The organism is Atopobium sp. ICM42b (genome assembly GCA_000564995.1).
Taxonomy (GTDB): domain Bacteria; phylum Actinomycetota; class Coriobacteriia; order Coriobacteriales; family Atopobiaceae; genus Lancefieldella.
Genome location: JDFH01000026.1, coordinates 1 through 16602 on the forward strand (window position 1 = coordinate 1; position 16602 = coordinate 16602).

Here is a 16602-nt window from a genome sequence, read left to right on the forward strand (position 1 = left end):
CTTAGACTCTTGGCTGCATAAAAATAGCGTAGCAGTCATATAAACTGCTACGCTATAAAAGTCTAACTTTTGGGGGTCACATCATCTCCCAAGGTCCTTTTTTGTGCTGCCCATTGATAGTATTTTGGTCCCGTCTTGCGCTCTTGAAATGACCTAAGCTCTTGAAACAAACGCGTTTCCCTCGATGAAAAAGCGCTTCTGAGCATTAGCGTTTTTGCTAATGCCTACGCGAGGTGAACACCCCATTGTTTCTCCTGGTAACAGGGGAGCAAAGCCCAGCACAAGCGGTTCATTCGTTAGATCATGTCCATAGAGTCCCTTGTCAATGCCAAGTGCAGCGCACACTTTACCTGGCCCGTTAGTGAGGTCGTGCAGCTTGAGCGGGTGCTTGTACGCACGCCCTGCTTCACGGAGCTCGCGCATCACCTCTACACTCTCAAGAGGCTCAACCGCGCGCACCAAGCAACCGCTGCCAAAGCCCTCAGGACCACACACCACATTGCAGCAGTGATGCATTCCGTACGAAACATAAACGTACAGATGACCTGCAGGTCCAAACATGGCTGCATTGCGCTCGCTAGGACCGCCAAACGCATGACTCGACGGATCGTCTTGGTCGTAAGCTTCGGTCTCCACAATTCTTGCAACTAGTTTGTGTTTCTCGCCATTAAGCGTAATTGTCCTTGTCAGAGTGCATCCCAGCAGCAGCGGCGCGGCCACATCTGAGGGATTCTCTAGAAAATCTGGAAACATGCCATCTCCTTTATTGGTTATGCGTTACAATACTACCAACCTTTAAGGACGGTGCGAGACACCGGCAAGGCCCATAGCGTTGAGTGCGCATGTTCGCTGTTGAGCCTCCACAAGGAGTGCTCTTTTTTTATGGCTCGGCATGCTCCTACGCAGATCGGAGAGTATATGAATCCACTGGCAAGTGCCACCTCACAGCCTCGTGCGCTGCTTGTTCTCGAAGACGGAACAACCTTCGAGGGGAGGTGCTGTGGTGCTAGTGGAGAGACCTTCGGCGAGATTGTTTTTAACACGTCTATGACCGGCTACCAGGAGATTATCTCCGATCCAAGTTATGCCGGCCAGATTGTCACACTGACCTATCCGCAGGTAGGCAACTACGGCATCGATCCTGCGGTCATGCAGCGAGACGTTTTGCACCTGCGTGGTTTTGTCGTCCACGACATGTGCTACGAACCAAGCAACTGGACGTCCAAGCAGAGCCTGCCAGAGTTTCTGCAGGAAAACGGCGTCGTTGCCATCGAGGGCATCGATACTCGTGCGCTGACCATGCACCTGCGCGATTTTGGCGCACAGAAGGCAGCCATCTCCACCGAGGACCTGGACCCCGCCCACTTGCTCGCGCGCGTCCAGGCATCGCCCAACATCTCCGAGCACAACTTTGTCCCCGACGTGTCCGTCGACGCACCCCACGTGGTTCCCGCTACGTCCAAGAAGCGCTTCAACGTTGTCGCATACGACTGTGGCGAGAAGAACGGCATTCTCCAGGGTCTTGCGGCAAACGGCTGCGAGGTCACGGTTGTACCGTGGAACACACCTGCTGAGGACGCCTTGGCCTACAACCCAGACGGCATCTTCTTCTCCAACGGCCCTGGTGACCCAGAGCAGGTTGACGCTACGCAGGAGGCTGCTCGCGGCGTTCTGGGTAAGGTTCCCGTCTTTGGTATCTGCCTGGGCAACCAGATGCTCTCCATTGTCGCAGGTGCAGATATCGAGAAACTCAAATTTGGACACCATGGTGGCAACGAACCAGTTATGAATCTTCTGACCGGTAAGGTTGAGATTACTGCTCAAAACCACAACTATGGTCTGGTTTTCCCAAGCTTGGGCAAGCTTATTGCTGAGGAGTCTGGTGGAATCTCCGAGCACTTTGACAACCTCTGTGAGTGGTCCGCAAGGCGCATTGCTCCTGTTGTCCAGACAAAGGAGTTTGGCCGCGTCAGACTCACACACGTCAACCTTAATGACGGAACTCCAGAGGGCATTCAGTTCCTGGATATCCCAGCGTTTTCCGTCCAGTATCACCCTGAGGCAAGCCCAGGACCTCACGATTCATCCTACTTGTTCAAGGCGTTTGCTCGTTTGATGGAGGGACAGTCTGACTATCTTGCCATCGACGTTCGTGAGGGGAGGCGCTTCTAATGCCAAAGCGTACTGATATAAAGAAAATCCTAGTCATTGGCTCTGGTCCAATTGTTATTGGTCAGGCTTGCGAGTTTGACTATTCTGGCACGCAAGCATGCCGCGCCCTTCGCAAAGAGGGCTTTGAGGTTGTTCTGGTCAATTCAAATCCAGCAACCATCATGACCGACCCAGAAACTGCAGACAGGACCTACGTTGAGCCAATCACCGTTGAGTCGGTGACCCGCGTCATTGAGCGCGAGCGTCCTGATGCGCTCCTGCCAAACATGGGCGGCCAGACTGCTCTGAACTGCACTATCGGACTTGGCGAGGCGGGCGTTCTTGACAAGTACAACATTGAGGTGATCGGCTGCAACCTGGAGTCCATTCGTACCGGCGAGGACCGCGAGCTCTTCAGCGAGGCAGTCCAGGACATTGGCCTGGAGGTTGCTCGCGCAGACATCGCTCACTCCATGGAAGACGCCCAGCGTATTGTTGCTGAGCTGGGATATCCTGTGGTCATTCGCCCAAGCTTCACCCTTGGCGGTGCAGGCGGCGGCATTGCGCACACTCCAGAAGAGCTCGTAGAGATTGTTGAGCAGGGCCTCCTGCTTTCTCCAGAGCACGAGGTACTGGTAGAGGAGTCCATTGAGGGCTGGAAAGAGATTGAGATGGAGGTCATGCGCGATACCGCAGGTAACGGTATTGTTGTCTGCTCCATCGAGAACCTCGATCCAATGGGCGTTCACACGGGAGACTCCATCACCGTTGCGCCAGCTCAGACGCTTACCGATGAAGAACTCCAGAATCTCCGCGACTACTCCATCGCTATTCTCGAGCGTGTAGGCGTAGCCTGCGGTGGCTCTAACGTTCAGTTTGCGGTTAACCCAACTAACGGCCGCGTCATTGTTATTGAGATGAACCCTCGCGTCAGCCGCTCTTCCGCGCTGGCTTCCAAGGCAACTGGCTTCCCAATTGCAAAGATGGCTGCGCTGCTTTCTGTTGGCTACACGCTGGATGAGATTACCAACGACATCACCAAGGCAACTCCTGCTGCCTTTGAGCCTTCCATCGACTACTGCGTGGTCAAGGTTCCTCGCTTTGCCTTTGTCAAGTTCAAGGGCACCAGCCGCGTTCTGACCACCCGCATGAAGTCGGTCGGTGAGGCTATGGCCATGGGTAGGACCTTTGAGGAGGCCCTGCAGAAGGCGCTTCGTTCCCTGGAGCAAGATCGCGCTGGTCTGGGCGCAGACGGCCGCGATGTCTTTGACGAGAAGAACTTTGATGAGCTGGTCAGCAAGCCAACACCAGAGCGTATTTTCTACGTTGCTGAGGCTCTGCGCAGAAACTGGAGCGTTGAGCGCATCCACGATATGACCGGCATTGATCCTTGGTATCTACACCGTATGGCAGGCATCATCAACGCCGAGAAACGCATCAAAGAGCTGGGACTTTCTGGCCTCACCACCGATAACATGCTTGCTGCCAAGCAGCTGGGCTTCTCGGATGAGCAGCTTGCGCATCTTACCGGCACCAAGACAGACGTTGTTCGCGCTGTGAGGGAAGTGCTGGGTGTTCGCCCACAGGTCAAGACAGTAGATACCTGTGCTGGTGAGTTTGGCGCAACCACGCAGTACCACTACGTCACGTACGAGAAGGGCAATGCCACAGAGTACGTTGAGGCAGAAAAGCCACGTGTCATGATTCTTTCCGCTGGTCCTAACCGTATTGGTCAGGGCATTGAGTTTGACTACTGCTGCGTACATGCTGCTTACGCTCTTCGCGAGCAGGGCTATGAGACGGTCATGGTCAACTGCAATCCTGAGACGGTCTCAACAGACTACGACACCTCTGATCGCCTGTATTTCCAGCCTCTGACCTTTGAAGACGTCATGGATGTCATTGAGGTTGAGAAGCCAGAAGGCGTCATTGTTACCCTTGGTGGCCAGACGCCAATCAAGCTAGCACGCGCCTTGAAGGACGCTGGCGTTCCAATCATGGGCACTCAGCCAGAGGCAATTGACCTGGCAGAAGACCGCGACCGCTTCGCAGCCCTTCTTGACCGCCTGAACATTGCCTGCCCACCATCGGCAGTTGCTTCTACTATGGACGAGGCTCGCGACGCTGCGCGCCGCATTGGTTACCCGCTGATTGTCCGCCCAAGCTACGTTCTTGGTGGTCGCGGCATGGCCATTGTCTACGATGACTCCGACCTGGTCACCTACATGGAGTCCGCGACGCACGTCACGCCAGATCGTCCTGTCTACCTGGACGCCTTCCTGGAGGACGCCATTGAGCTGGACGTTGACGCTCTCTGCGACACCGAGGAGTGTTATGTAGGCTCCGTCCTGGAGCACATCGAGGAGTGCGGTATTCACTCTGGCGACTCCGCTTGCTGCTGGCCGCCCTTCTCGCTCTCTGAAAAGATTGTTGACCAGATTAGGGCCATCACCAAAAAACTGGCGCTTGCCTGCGGTATCCGAGGTCTCCTGAACATCCAGTACGCTGTCCGCGACGAGCACGTCTTTGTCATCGAGCTCAATCCTCGCGCTTCTAGAACCGTGCCTTTCTCGTCAAAGGCAACTGGCGTTTCCCTGGCCAAATACGCATCTCGCATTATGGCTGGCGAGAAGATCAGTGAGCTTAGAGCACAAGGCCTGCTTCCAGACGAGAATCGCACCGTCGATTACTACGCGGTCAAAGAGGCAGTCATGCCTTGGTCTAGGTTCCCTGGTGCTGACTCAATCCTTGGCCCAGAGATGAAGTCCACCGGTGAGGTTATGGGTATTGCCCGCACCTTCCCAGCAGCGTACGCAAAGACTCGCGAGGCAGTTGAGAACAAGCTGCCTGAGCAGGGCTCCGTCTTCATCAGTGTGTGCGACCGCGATAAGCGCGCCATTGCTCCTGTTGCTATGGCTCTGGAGAACCTTGGCTACGGCATCTACACCACGGGCGGTACCGCAAAGACGCTGCGTGCAGCTGGAATTGACTGCACCACTGTCAACCGCATTTCCGATGGTCATCCAAATGTTGTTGACCTTATGCGCGATAAGACCGTCAGCTTCATCATCAATACGCCTCATGGTCACGAGGCTCATAGCGACGGCACTAAGATGCGCGCAGAAGCTGTCAGCCAGGGTATTACCTGCGTCACCGCAATGTCTGCAGCTACCGCTCTTATCCAGGCACTCGCAGCAGCAAGAAAGAGCGAGCCAGAGACCTTTGCGCTGCAAGACCTTTAAAGCGCGCAAGAATAATTAGTTTCTACTTGAACAAGACCGGTCTTGAAAAAGGCCGGTCTTTTTTCGTGAGGGAAGTGTTTAGAATACGAAGTTCTCCTAGTGAAGAGCGCAAAAGTTTGTTATTATTGCAAGGCTGCATAAATATGCGGGCGTGGCGGAACTGGCAGACGCGCTAGATTTAGGTTCTAGTGGACTAAGTCCGTGGGGGTTCGATTCCCTCCGCCCGCACCATGCAGAAATTTGGTTAAGAGCTGGTACGCCAGCATTTTTTACGAGACACTGGAGGAACGTTGAACATCACCGTTACCGCAGATAAGCCAGTTGACGAGAAACTCACCGTCAAGGTTACAGTTCCTGCTGCAGAGGTAGACGCTGCCATTAAGCAGGCTTACAAGGACATTGCAAACAAGTATTCCTTCCAGGGTTTCCGCAAGGGCCGCGCACCTCGTCCTGTCATTGATGGCATTGTTGGCCGCGAGGCAGTCCTTGCTCAGGCAACCAACGATCTTCTCGGCGCAGCAGAGCCACAGCTTCTTGAGGAGCTTGACCTTGTTCCTGTCGGCCGTGGTGATTACAACCAGGATGCAGACCTTCCTGTTGAGGGCCAGGATTACTCCTACGAGGTAGTCTTCAACGTTCGTCCTGAGGCTAAGCTTGATTCTTACGATGCTCCTGCAATCAACATGCCTCCAAATGAGGCAACTGAGGCTGAGGTTGATCACCAGATTAAGCAGCTTCTGTCTTATCAGGCTAAGTTTGAGAACACCAAGGAGAAGCGCGCTGTCAAAGAGGGCGACACCATTGGTGTAGACATCAAGAACATTGAGGGCGCTGCTCACATGGAGGGCGAGGACCGCGTTCTTACCCTTAATGGCACCCAGGCTCCAAAAGAGCTTGAGGAGGCACTCATTGGCATGAAGCCAGGTGAGGAGAAAGAGGTCAAGTGGACTCACAGTCACACTCATGGAGATGAGGTTCACTCCCACGATTACGACATCAACGTCAAGGTTGTTGCTCACAAGAAGTCCGTCACTCCAGAGCTGACTGACGAGCTTGCAAAGAACACCTTTGGTTATGACACGGTCGAGAAACTCCGTGAGGCTGTTAAGTCTGAGATTGAGTCCGACAAGAAGAATTCTCTTCCAACTCTTAAAGAGGACCGCGTTGTTGAGGCTGTAGGCAAGCGTCTTCAGCTTGACGAGGTCCCAGAGGAGTACAAGAACGAGGTCTTCAACGAGATTGCTCAGGAGTTTCTGAATGGTCTTCAGCAGCAGGGCATGAGCCTTGATATGTTCCTGGCTGCACGCGGCATTAAGACCGATGACTTCATCTCTGATCTTCGCGTTCAGGCTGAGGAGCGCGCACGTCAGTCCCTGGCTCTTGACGCAGTAGCTGCAGAGCTTAAGCTTGAGGCAACTGAGGAGGACATCCGCGCAGAGTTTGAGCGTGCCGGTGTTCCTAACGTTGAGTCTGCAATTGAGGAGTGGCGCAAGGCTGGCCGTCTTCCTGCAATCCGTGAGTCCATCCGTCGCTCTAAGGCTCTTGATTGGCTGCGTGACAACGCAACCGTCACCGTTGTCGACGAGATTGCTGAGGCTGCTAAGGAAGAGAAGAAGGCAGAGAAGAAGCCTGCTAAGAAGGCTCCTGCTAAGAAGAAGGCAGCTAAGAAGAACGAGGACGCAGAGAAGGACGCTGAGTAGTCCGCAACTGGTTGGGTTTCTCGCCAGAAAGACTGCGCTAAAGTTGCAGTTACTTTGAATTTTTCATACCCCGGGTTAGAGATATGCTTCCCGGGGTATGTTTCTAAGAAAAGACCTTTGAAGGAGGATTATGCATTATCCAACAAACACTCCAACCATTCCGTATGTTATTGAGCAGACTCCTCGTGGTGAGCGTACCTATGACATCTATTCCAGACTGCTCAACGATCGAATTGTTTTCTTGGGTGAGCCTGTAACGCGCGATTCTGCAAATCTGGTCATTGCACAGCTTTTGCACCTTGAGAGCCAGGATCCAGACAAGGATATTTCTCTCTACATTGACTCTCCTGGTGGAGACGTTTATGCAGGCCTGGGTATTCTTGACACCATGAACTTCATCAAGCCAGATGTTTCTACCATCTGCGTTGGTATGGCAGCATCAATGGGAGCTGTTCTTCTTGCTGCCGGTGCAAAGGGTAAGCGTCTTGCGCTTCCTAACTCTATGGTTATGATTCACCAGCCATCCAGTGGCGTTCAGGGTCAGCAGACCGATATTCAGATTATTGCAGATGAGACAAAGTGGATTCGCCAGCACCTCAATGAGTTGCTTTCGGATTATACTGGACAGCCTATCGAGAAGGTCAATGTAGACACCGAGCGCGATAATTATCTTCGTGCACAGGAGGCTTGTGACTACGGTCTGGTTGACCGCGTTATCTCTTCTCGTAACGACCAATAATTGTTCTCGTATTGAGGGTTTAAGTTATGGCTAATGACCAGAACTTCTCGCCTTTTGGCGGATTAGATGAGATGCACTGTTCTTTCTGCGGAAAGAGTAGGTCGCAGGTAAATAAGCTTATTCAGGGCCCTGGTGGAGTCTGCATTTGTGACGAATGTGTCTCTACCTGCTCGGATATGATTGATGAGTCTCTTGGCTTTGATGAAGAGTCAGAGATTGAGACTCACTCTGATGAGCCTGTTATCAAAGACCTGCCAACTCCGCATGAGATTTACAATGAGCTGTCTCAGTACGTAATGGGTCAGGAAGACGCAAAGCGTGCTATGTCGGTTGCGGTGTATAACCACTATCGCCGTATTCTCTCGGGCAATGATGAGCCTCAGGAAGGCCAGGAGGATGTTGAGATTGCAAAGTCCAACATCTTGCTGCTGGGTCCAACTGGTACTGGTAAAACGCTGCTTGCTCAGACGCTTGCTCGTTTTCTTGAGGTTCCATTTGCTATTGCTGACGCAACAACTCTTACCGAAGCTGGTTACGTTGGTGAAGATGTCGAAAATATCTTGCTTAAGCTTATTACTGCCGCGGATGGCGATGTTGAGCGAGCTCAGGTAGGCATTGTTTACATCGATGAGATTGATAAGATTGCTCGCAAGGCCGAGAATCTCTCTATTACTCGTGACGTCTCTGGTGAAGGCGTTCAGCAGGCGCTTCTGAAGATTCTTGAGGGTACCGTTGCAAGTGTTCCGCCAACAGGTGGCCGTAAGCACCCTCAACAGGAGCTTATTCACATTGATACCACCAATATCTTGTTCATCTGTGGCGGCGCTTTTGTTGGCCTGGATAAGATTGTTGCTGACCGCATTGGTAAAAAGGGAATTGGCTTTAACTCTGATGTTGCTCAGAATGTCAAAGAAGGTGAGTCTGAGCTTATCGCCAAGGTAATGCCTCAGGATCTGCACAGGTTTGGCATGATTCCAGAGCTTTTGGGCCGTATTCCTGTTATCACTTCTACTCGTGAGCTTGGTGAGGAAGATCTGATGAGTATCCTCACAGATCCAAAGAACGCTCTTACCAAGCAGTACAAGCGCATGTTTGAGCTTGAGGGAGTAGACCTAGAGTTTACTGAGGATTCACTCAGAGAGATTGCTAAGAAGGCTTTAGCTCGCGGCACCGGTGCTCGTGGTCTTCGTGCAATTTGCGAGTCTACGCTACAAGAGACCATGTTTGACCTGCCATCAGATTTGGATATCACAAAGGTTGTGGTCACTCCAGAAAGTGTTGGCGGAGAAAATGCTCCAGAAATCATTAAGGGTAAAAAGAAATAACTCGCTTAGTAATAAAAAAGGAGGTCGAAAGGCCTCCTTTTGCGTTATAAATTGCCGCCACCAAGTTTGTTGTATGACGTAATAAGTTGGGTGCGGGTTTTGGTGCCTGGTGGAAAGACGGTATCAAACAAAGGCATCAAGCCGCGGAAAAGAACACCACTTTGCACGCGGTGAGATAGACCTCTTACCGTACGTCTTGACTCTTCAAGCTGTGAGCGGAGCTCCTCAAGGTAAGGGGAGCGACGAGCATAGAACCAGAAAAGGCCTGCAAGATCTGAGTTTGGATAGAGCCAAGGCCTGTTGTCTGGTCCTGCAAAATGCGCAATGCAGATATTCTTACGAGCTTCTTCGTATTCTTCTCGCACATCTTTTGGCGCCTGAGCAACAATGTGATCACGGCGGAGGAATTGCCAGTCTACCAGGTAATTCCACTTCATATTAATACGAAGATAATGGCCGTTCACAAACCTGTTAAGGACATCTTGATCAAGCCAGCGCCATGCGCGCATGGTTGAGACCTTTAGAAACTCCTCAGGAGAAATTTGCTTTCTAATCTCTTCCAGGTTCATCAAAATGACGCCTGCCTGGAAGTAATCGTGAGGATCATCCATACCTAGCTCATTTTTGAGGTAGGGGCCAACTGTGGCGTCATAGCCATCAATCTGACCAATAGTATCTGCGTCGCGCGTAGCGCCTACCAAGTATCCTGTGACGTCGATATCATAGAGCTCAGCAATATCGGTATTAACTACCAGGTCAGAGTCAAGGTAGATGGCTTTATTGACGTTAGGAAGCAGCGAGGGAGCAAGCAGCCTGTAGTAAGTTTCTGGTCTAAAGTGACCATGATGAGGAAGCTCAATATCTCCGAGAGCAGCATCAACATCTAAGAAACCAACATGGACGTTATCAACAAGCTGAGCCTGACGAGTAAGCGTAATCATGCTGGTAGGAGTGAGGTCACGAGTCAAAACAATGATGTCGTAACGACGCTCTGGATTGACGTTCTCAATGATGGATTGAATTGCTACAGATAAATACGGCACAAAGTTATCGCTGCAGGCAAAAACAAGCACAACGTCATTAAGGGCAAGACCCAGCTCATCGGATGAGCTTGCAAGCATTGCTCCAGAAAGTTGCGCCCTGCCTGTTCCAACAAGGCGTTGTGTGGGTATTTTACGTAATCTTCTCATACGTAAGACTTTAACACTTAGACGCCAAAAACGCCTGCTGCGTTTGCCATTACTTCACTTTGCACAGAGTATCCACGGGCCTCACTGAGTCCAAGAAGAGCTCGCTTAAGGCTGTCCACAATGTACGTCGAGTCAATATCTGTGTGATCACTGGAGGGAAGGTCAGTCTCGGTAAGAAGCTTATCTTTTGGGTATACCTTAGCGTATTCACGGCCACGCTTAGTCTTAAGGCTCATCTCGCCAACAGAGAACCAACAGCCAAGCTTAATAGCCCTTTGGAGCTCTTCTGAGCTACCGCTAAACCAATGGATGATAGAAACACACTCTTGAGCGGCACCTGTCTGCTCAAGAATATCTAGTACCGTATCAACGCTTCTCACGGTGTGCATCGAGAGCACTCGTGGCTGGTCGTTGCGTGAAAGCTCTGCTGCACGTGCGCAGATCTTTGTAAAGGCCTTAACCTGCAAATCTTGCAACCCATCAACACAATAGCGAGAAGAAAAATCTAGTCCAATCTCGCCAAGGTAAGATGTCTGCTCCATAAGCTCTAGCAGGAGCTCTATATCTTTTTGAGTAACGCGCCCATCAGAGATGTACCAGGGATGTGCTCCTAGTCCCACACGGATGTTGTCTTGCGTAAGCTGAGGAGCAAGTTCTAGGTAGTCGTGAGGAGTAACACCGCAGGTAAAGAAACCTAATCCGGCGTCATGGGAACTTCTCGCTACATTGAGCGGGGAGTCCATAAGGTTGGCATGGACGTGCGCATCAAAATACGTGAGGTTACTCATGATCAAGCCCTGACAAGTGCAAAATAACGTCTGAGGCAATCATTTGACCCATAATAGGAGGGTAGTAGGACATAGTTCCTAGCTTGGCAGATTTGCCCGTTGCGCCCTCTGGTGCAAAAACTGGTCGCGCTGGCTCAGGGGAGTAGAGAACACGGAAGTCGGCAAGTCCACGCTTCTTGGACTCTTTTCTCATTACTCTTGCAAGAGCATCGGTATGCGTTTTTGAAAGCGTAGTAATCTCCAGAAGTTCTGGGTGGATCTTATTGCCGCCGCCCATGCTGGAGATGAGGTAGATATCGTTTTTCTGACACCATGCCACAACAGCTAATTTGGCAGAAATGGTATCGATGGCATCAACTACAACATCTGGTTTTGGAAGAGCAGAGAGCTGCTCGTCAACGTTGTCTTTAAGCAAAAACGCGTCAAGTGTGACCACGTGAGCGTCTGGATTAATGTCCAGAATCATCTCTTTGGTAACGTCAACTTTTCTTTTTCCAATGGTGCTCACATAGGCAATAGCCTGCCTGTTTAGGTTGGATGCTTCTACTGCATCGGCATCCACTAAAACAAACGAGCCTACACCGCCTCTGGCCAGCGCCTGAACACAGTTTGAACCAACGCCACCAAGACCTAAGACCATGACGCAGGAATTTTGAATCTGTCCAAGGCGGTCTTTTCCTAGAACAAGTTCAAGTCGAGCAGTGGCTTCAGGAATTGTGGCAGACATAGAGCTCCTCATAAAAAGTATCTGCAGATAGTATTTATTGTTCAAGAGTATAGAGGGCCTTAAAGTAATGATTTTGTTGCATAAGTTCCTCAAACGAACCCATTTCGATAATACTACCTTCCTTCATTACAATAATTTCGTCAAATTTTTTCAGCTGAGCTTCCTCTAAGTTGTGTGTAATAACTAGGCGTAGTGTTCCTGTGAGATTTGTTATTGAATTTATAATTTGGTCAGTAGTTGAATGGTCAAGCGCTGATGTAGCTTCATCGAAAAACAGAACGTTAGAACCCTTTAACAAACTTCTAGCAATACAGATTCTTTGACGTTCGCCACCAGAAAGGTTTGAACCTGCTTCACCACATTGATAGCTCAGTTTATTTTGTTTAATGAACTCTGTAAGCCCAGCCTTTTCACATGCTTGAGAAATAGCATCTTTTGAGTGACTTTCGAACATAGTAATGTTGTCTTCAATGGATGCATTGAATAAGAAATTCTCTTGTTGTACGAGTGAAACATTTTGATAGAGACTCTTTTTATCAATAGTTCTTAACTCTAAGCTATCGTAAAATATATTTCCTTGATAACTTAAATTGCCGCCCATGAGCAGATTAAATAAAGTAGATTTTCCAGATCCTGATATTCCAACAATTGCATAACTTTTATTAGGTAGAAGTTTGATTGATAAATTTTTCAGCACAGCTTTATTTTGTTCGTAAGCAAATGAAAGATTGTTGATGACTATTCCTTTTGTAACTTTATCTAATGTCTGTTGCCCCTCTTCTTCTTCATTGTCAGCAAGAGTCTCAGAAAATTTTAAAATCAAATCATTTGAGGCCTTACGTGATGCGAGTACCGGTGGAATTGTTTGTAAAGGGAGACTAATGTAGTTCATAAGTAACGTGGCCATAAGAATTACACCAGGTGTTACTCCTTGATTTGAAATACAAAGATATGTACCAGCAATCAAAACAGCCCATTGAGATAAGCCGAAAGCACTCCAACTCAGAGTATTAATGAATCGAGTAGTTTTTCTACTTTCTCTTTTTGAGCTTTCAAGAGCGGTATTGTCTTTCTCAAAAAGTCTCACTGCAGCCTTTGTTGCACCGTAAGCTTTTATCAAAGGAAAGCCTTTTACTAGATCAGTGACTTGGGCAATGAATTGGCTAGTTTTTGCAGAAGATTCTTTTTGAATTTTACCGAGTGTTCCACCTAGCTTTACGCCAATGATTAGAGGAAGAATTGAAGCGGCAATAGCTACCATAGTTAATGGAATGCTTTGAACCATTAGCATTATGAGGGCCACAATGAAAGATATACTATCGCTTACCAAAGAAAACATCTGTTCAAGATATGTAGTCTCTATAGTATTTAAATCATTAGTAAGTGCAGATACATAAACGGAACTACCACTTGCTTCAAACGAGTTTATACCTTTTTTCAGCATGTATTTAAATGCGGTGTTGCGATAAGAGTTAGCAGCATGATAGAGATAATTAGGAACAAAATAACGAACCACTAATTTATTTGTAATTGCTGAGATTGTTAATATGGCGGCAAATAGACAACCTTGTAGAAAATCATTAAATGATCCTGACACAGCGGAATTCATGAGAATTGAAGTTATGTAGGGTGAACATACCGTAACTAGTTCTAAAGAAGTTGTAAAGAAAAAGGAGCCGAATAACAACTTTTTATTACTCCAAAAAAGACTCCGTTTAAGGTCGTTTTGAATTTCTTTAACAGTGCTTTTCATGTCAAACCTTCTTAACCTGTAGAAAAAATTGTTGACTATACTTTTGATTTAAATGTTGTTGATTTTTTCAATCAATTTTAGTGTTTGATATGTTTGTTATGGCTTCTTTCAGCTAAAACTTTGAATTGAATGTTGTGACAAATCAATACTACTACTTTTTATACAAAGTGTAATTTTTTATATGTAATATTAAAATTACATTAATATATTCCCCTAAACCACATCTGTTTCAATGCATTATACTGTTCAAATGGTTAATAGGAATACTGCTAAAAGCATATGAAAGGCAAGATTACTGTGGAAGAAATGCCCAAGAATTATGATCCTCAGGCAGCTGAGCCTGAGCTCATTGAAAAGTGGATAAAGGCAGATTGCTATGGTCGCAGCAAAGGAACTGAAGACCGTACGGTAGTTATCCCTCCACCAAACGTTACTGGCATCCTTCACATGGGTCATGCCATGGATGACACCATCCAGGACACCTACATTCGTTATTCTCGCATGCGCGGTTACTCAACTCGTTGGATTCTAGGAACTGACCACGCAGGCATTGCAACTCAGACTAAGGTTGATAAAAAGCTTAAGTCAGAGGGTATTTCTCGTCTTGAAATTGGTCGCGAGAAGTTCCTGGATGCTTGCTGGGATTGGACGCGCGAGTACGGCGGAACCATTGTTTCTCAGATTAAGCGCATGGGCTGCTCCATTGATTTTAATGACGAGAAGTTCACCATGTCTCCTGAGTACACTCAGGCAGTACGTAAGGTCTTTGTTGACTGGTATCATGACCAGCTCATTTATCGCGGAAAGCGTATCGTAAACTGGTGTCCTCATTGTGAGACTTCTATCTCTGACGATGAGGCGGAGTACGCTGATGAGAAGGGCCATCTTTGGTACCTGCGTTACCCGCTCAAAGAGCCTGTTAATGGCGTTGAGTACATTACCGTAGCAACTACTCGTCCAGAGACTATGTTGGGTGATACCGGCGTAGCTGTCTCTCCTCAAGATCCAGAAAAGGCCGATCTTGTTGGAAAGACTGTTATTCTGCCCATTGTTAATCGAGAGTTTCCAATTTTCTCTGACTGGCATGTTGACGCAGGTTTTGGTACCGGTTTTGTTAAGGTAACTCCAGCTCATGACCCTAATGACTTTGCTATGGGCCAGACTCATAACCTTGAGCAGATCAACATTTTTGATGAGCACGCTGTTGTTGTTGACGGTTACGGTGAGTTTTCTGGTCTTGATAGAGATCAGGCTCGCGAGGCTATTGTTGCTTGGTTTGAAGAGCATGGCCTGCTTGATCACGTTGAAGATCTTGATCACTCCGTTATGCATTGCTACCGCTGCGGCACAACTCTTGAGCCATGGCTCTCTGAGCAGTGGTTTGTTGCCGTTGATAAGCTCAAAGAGCCTGCAGCACAGGTAGTTAAAGACGGTCAGGTTACCTTCCACCCAGAGCGTTGGACTCAGACCTACCTCACTTGGATGGAGAATCTCCGTGACTGGAATATCTCCAGGCAGCTTTGGTGGGGTCACCGCATTCCTGTGTTCTACTGCGATGATTGTGGCTGGCAGGACGCTCTTATGGAAGACACCGATGTCTGTCCAAAGTGCGGCGGTCATCACGTTCATCAGGATGAGGACGTTCTGGATACCTGGTTCTCTTCTCAGCTGTGGACTTTTGCTACACAGGGTTGGCCAGATCATCCTGAGCAGCTTGAGGGTCACCACCCAACACAGGTCCTGGTGACCGCTCGAGATATCATTGCTCTTTGGGTTGCTCGCATGATTATGAGTTCGCTTTACTTCACCAAAGAGATTCCATTCCACGATGTCTACATCTACGCAACCATTTTGGCTAAGGACGGCAGCCGTATGTCCAAGTCAAAGGGTAATGGTGTAGATCCTATGGACCTGATTGCTAAGTATGGTGCTGACGCAATGCGTTATAACCTGCTTACGCTTATTACTAATAACCAGGACGTCAAGTTTGATGCTGTTCTTGATAAGAAGACCCGTGAGCTTATTGAGTCTCCAAGAACTGATCAGGCACGTTCTTTTGTTACTAAGATTTGGAATGCAAGCCGTTTTGTTCAGATGAACCTTGACGGTTACACTGCTGGCATGCCAAAGGCAGAGACACCTGAAGATGCATGGATGTTCTCGCGCCTTGCTAAGGTTGTAGCAGAGACAACTGAGCAGCTTGAGACCTATGGCTTTGGCGAGTATGCTCGCAACATTCAGTCTTTCTTCTGGAATGATGTCTGCGACTGGTACATTGAGCTCTGCAAGGGTCGCCTTCTAGACGGAACTCCTGAGGAGCGCCTGCAGGTTCAGCGCAACCTTGTCTTTGTCCTGGACGTCAGCATGAGGCTTCTGCATCCTGCAATGCCATTTGTTACCGAGAGCGTTTGGGATGCTCTTCCTGCATCCGGTCTTCTGAGTCACGATGCAGAGTTCTTGATGATCTCTGAGTGGCCAGACCCACAGAAACTTGCCAACTTTGTTGACGAGGCAGCTGAGCATAACTTCTCGCTTGCTAAGACCGTTGTTTCTGCTGTTCGTTCTTCTCGCGCTCGTTATAGGCTGTCTCCAAAGACAGACCTTGCTGTTGTGGTCAAAGCTCCAGCACAGGATGTTGCAGCTCTAAAGGAGCAGGCAGCGTTCATCCAGAACGTTGGCCGTGTAAGCTCGCTTGAGGTTGCTGAGGCTCCTCAGAAGCCCGCTGGTTCTGTCTCTGTCACCGACGCTGGCCTTGAGATGTACGTTGTTCTTGGTGAGCTTGTTGACCTTGCTGCTGAGGCAAAGCGTCTTCAGAAAGATCTTGAGTCTGCAAAGAAGGAGCTTTCTGGTGTGGAGCGTACCCTTGCTAACGAAGGCTTTGTTGCTAAGGCAGCGCCTGAAGTTATCGAGAAGAAACGTGTACGCGCAGAAGAACTTACTACACTTGTTGCTCAGCTAGAGCAGCAGATTGCTGACTTCTCATAGGT

Annotated in this window: 11 protein-coding genes and 1 tRNA gene; 7 read left to right on the forward strand and 5 right to left on the reverse strand. The window is 49.0% G+C overall.

Going from position 1 to position 16602, the window contains the following annotated elements; translation table 11 throughout:
• Positions 1-153 precede the first annotated feature (153 nt).
• Positions 154-753: a DNA-3-methyladenine glycosylase gene (locus HMPREF1493_RS06250; protein ID WP_035428731.1), complete on the reverse strand. Its 600-nt coding sequence runs from the start codon at positions 751-753 to the stop codon at positions 154-156.
• A gap of 165 nt (positions 754-918) precedes the next feature.
• On the opposite strand from HMPREF1493_RS06250, the gene carA reads away from it, so the two are divergent.
• From carA to clpX, 6 genes are all read left to right on the forward strand, one after another.
• Entirely contained in the window at positions 919-2172 is a 1254-nt protein-coding gene (carA, locus tag HMPREF1493_RS06255) for a glutamine-hydrolyzing carbamoyl-phosphate synthase small subunit (protein ID WP_035428762.1), read from the forward strand.
• A complete protein-coding gene (gene carB, locus HMPREF1493_RS06260; protein WP_035428732.1) occupies positions 2172-5393 on the forward strand; it encodes a carbamoyl-phosphate synthase large subunit in 3222 nt (1073 codons plus the stop codon). The genes carA and carB overlap by 1 nt, the downstream gene beginning before the upstream one ends.
• A 145-nt stretch (positions 5394-5538) precedes the next feature.
• Positions 5539-5624: transfer RNA gene (locus tag HMPREF1493_RS06265), tRNA-Leu, on the forward strand.
• A 59-nt stretch (positions 5625-5683) separates the two neighbouring features.
• A complete protein-coding gene (gene tig / locus HMPREF1493_RS06270) occupies positions 5684-7093 on the forward strand; it encodes a trigger factor (RefSeq protein ID WP_084058377.1) in 1410 nt (469 codons plus the stop codon).
• Positions 7094-7223: 130 nt separating this feature from the next.
• A complete protein-coding gene (locus tag HMPREF1493_RS06275) occupies positions 7224-7832 on the forward strand; it encodes an ATP-dependent Clp protease proteolytic subunit (protein ID WP_035428733.1) in 609 nt (202 codons plus the stop codon).
• A gap of 26 nt (positions 7833-7858) precedes the next feature.
• Positions 7859-9157: an ATP-dependent Clp protease ATP-binding subunit ClpX gene (gene clpX / locus HMPREF1493_RS06280; protein ID WP_051485332.1), complete on the forward strand. Its 1299-nt coding sequence runs from the start codon at positions 7859-7861 to the stop codon at positions 9155-9157.
• Between the two features lie 44 nt (positions 9158-9201).
• On the opposite strand, the gene HMPREF1493_RS06285 is transcribed toward clpX, so the two are convergent.
• The 4 genes from HMPREF1493_RS06285 to HMPREF1493_RS06300 form a co-directional block, all read right to left on the reverse strand.
• Positions 9202-10278 (reverse strand): glycosyltransferase family 8 protein, encoded by a 1077-nt coding sequence (locus HMPREF1493_RS06285; RefSeq protein ID WP_035428735.1) that lies wholly within the window; start codon positions 10276-10278, stop codon positions 9202-9204.
• Between the two features lie 86 nt (positions 10279-10364).
• The gene (locus tag HMPREF1493_RS06290; RefSeq protein ID WP_035428736.1) at positions 10365-11135 is read right to left on the reverse strand and encodes a TatD family hydrolase; all 771 of its coding nucleotides are present in this window, start codon (positions 11133-11135) and stop codon (positions 10365-10367) included.
• Positions 11128-11862: a tRNA threonylcarbamoyladenosine dehydratase gene (locus HMPREF1493_RS06295; RefSeq protein WP_035428738.1), complete on the reverse strand. Its 735-nt coding sequence runs from the start codon at positions 11860-11862 to the stop codon at positions 11128-11130. The genes HMPREF1493_RS06290 and HMPREF1493_RS06295 overlap by 8 nt, the downstream gene beginning before the upstream one ends.
• Before the next feature lie 34 nt (positions 11863-11896).
• Positions 11897-13615, reverse strand: coding sequence for an ABC transporter ATP-binding protein (locus tag HMPREF1493_RS06300; protein ID WP_035428739.1), 1719 nt, complete (start codon positions 13613-13615; stop codon positions 11897-11899).
• Between the two features lie 297 nt (positions 13616-13912).
• Here HMPREF1493_RS06300 and HMPREF1493_RS06305 point away from each other — a divergent pair, with 297 nt between their 5' ends.
• A complete protein-coding gene (locus HMPREF1493_RS06305; RefSeq protein WP_035428767.1) occupies positions 13913-16600 on the forward strand; it encodes a valine--tRNA ligase in 2688 nt (895 codons plus the stop codon).
• The last annotated feature ends 2 nt before the right edge of the window (positions 16601-16602 follow it).

Coding starts and splice junctions, on each gene's coding strand:
- HMPREF1493_RS06250 (WP_035428731.1), bottom strand. CDS start 753: ATGTTTCCAGATTTTCTAGAGAATCCCTCAGATGTGGCCGCGCCGCTG.
- carA (WP_035428762.1), top strand. CDS start 919: ATGAATCCACTGGCAAGTGCCACCTCACAGCCTCGTGCGCTGCTTGTT.
- carB (WP_035428732.1), top strand. CDS start 2,172: ATGCCAAAGCGTACTGATATAAAGAAAATCCTAGTCATTGGCTCTGGT.
- HMPREF1493_RS06275 (WP_035428733.1), top strand. CDS start 7,224: ATGCATTATCCAACAAACACTCCAACCATTCCGTATGTTATTGAGCAG.
- clpX (WP_051485332.1), top strand. CDS start 7,859: ATGGCTAATGACCAGAACTTCTCGCCTTTTGGCGGATTAGATGAGATG.
- HMPREF1493_RS06285 (WP_035428735.1), bottom strand. CDS start 10,278: ATGCTTGCAAGCTCATCCGATGAGCTGGGTCTTGCCCTTAATGACGTT.
- HMPREF1493_RS06290 (WP_035428736.1), bottom strand. CDS start 11,135: ATGAGTAACCTCACGTATTTTGATGCGCACGTCCATGCCAACCTTATG.
- HMPREF1493_RS06295 (WP_035428738.1), bottom strand. CDS start 11,862: ATGTCTGCCACAATTCCTGAAGCCACTGCTCGACTTGAACTTGTTCTA.
- HMPREF1493_RS06300 (WP_035428739.1), bottom strand. CDS start 13,615: ATGAAAAGCACTGTTAAAGAAATTCAAAACGACCTTAAACGGAGTCTT.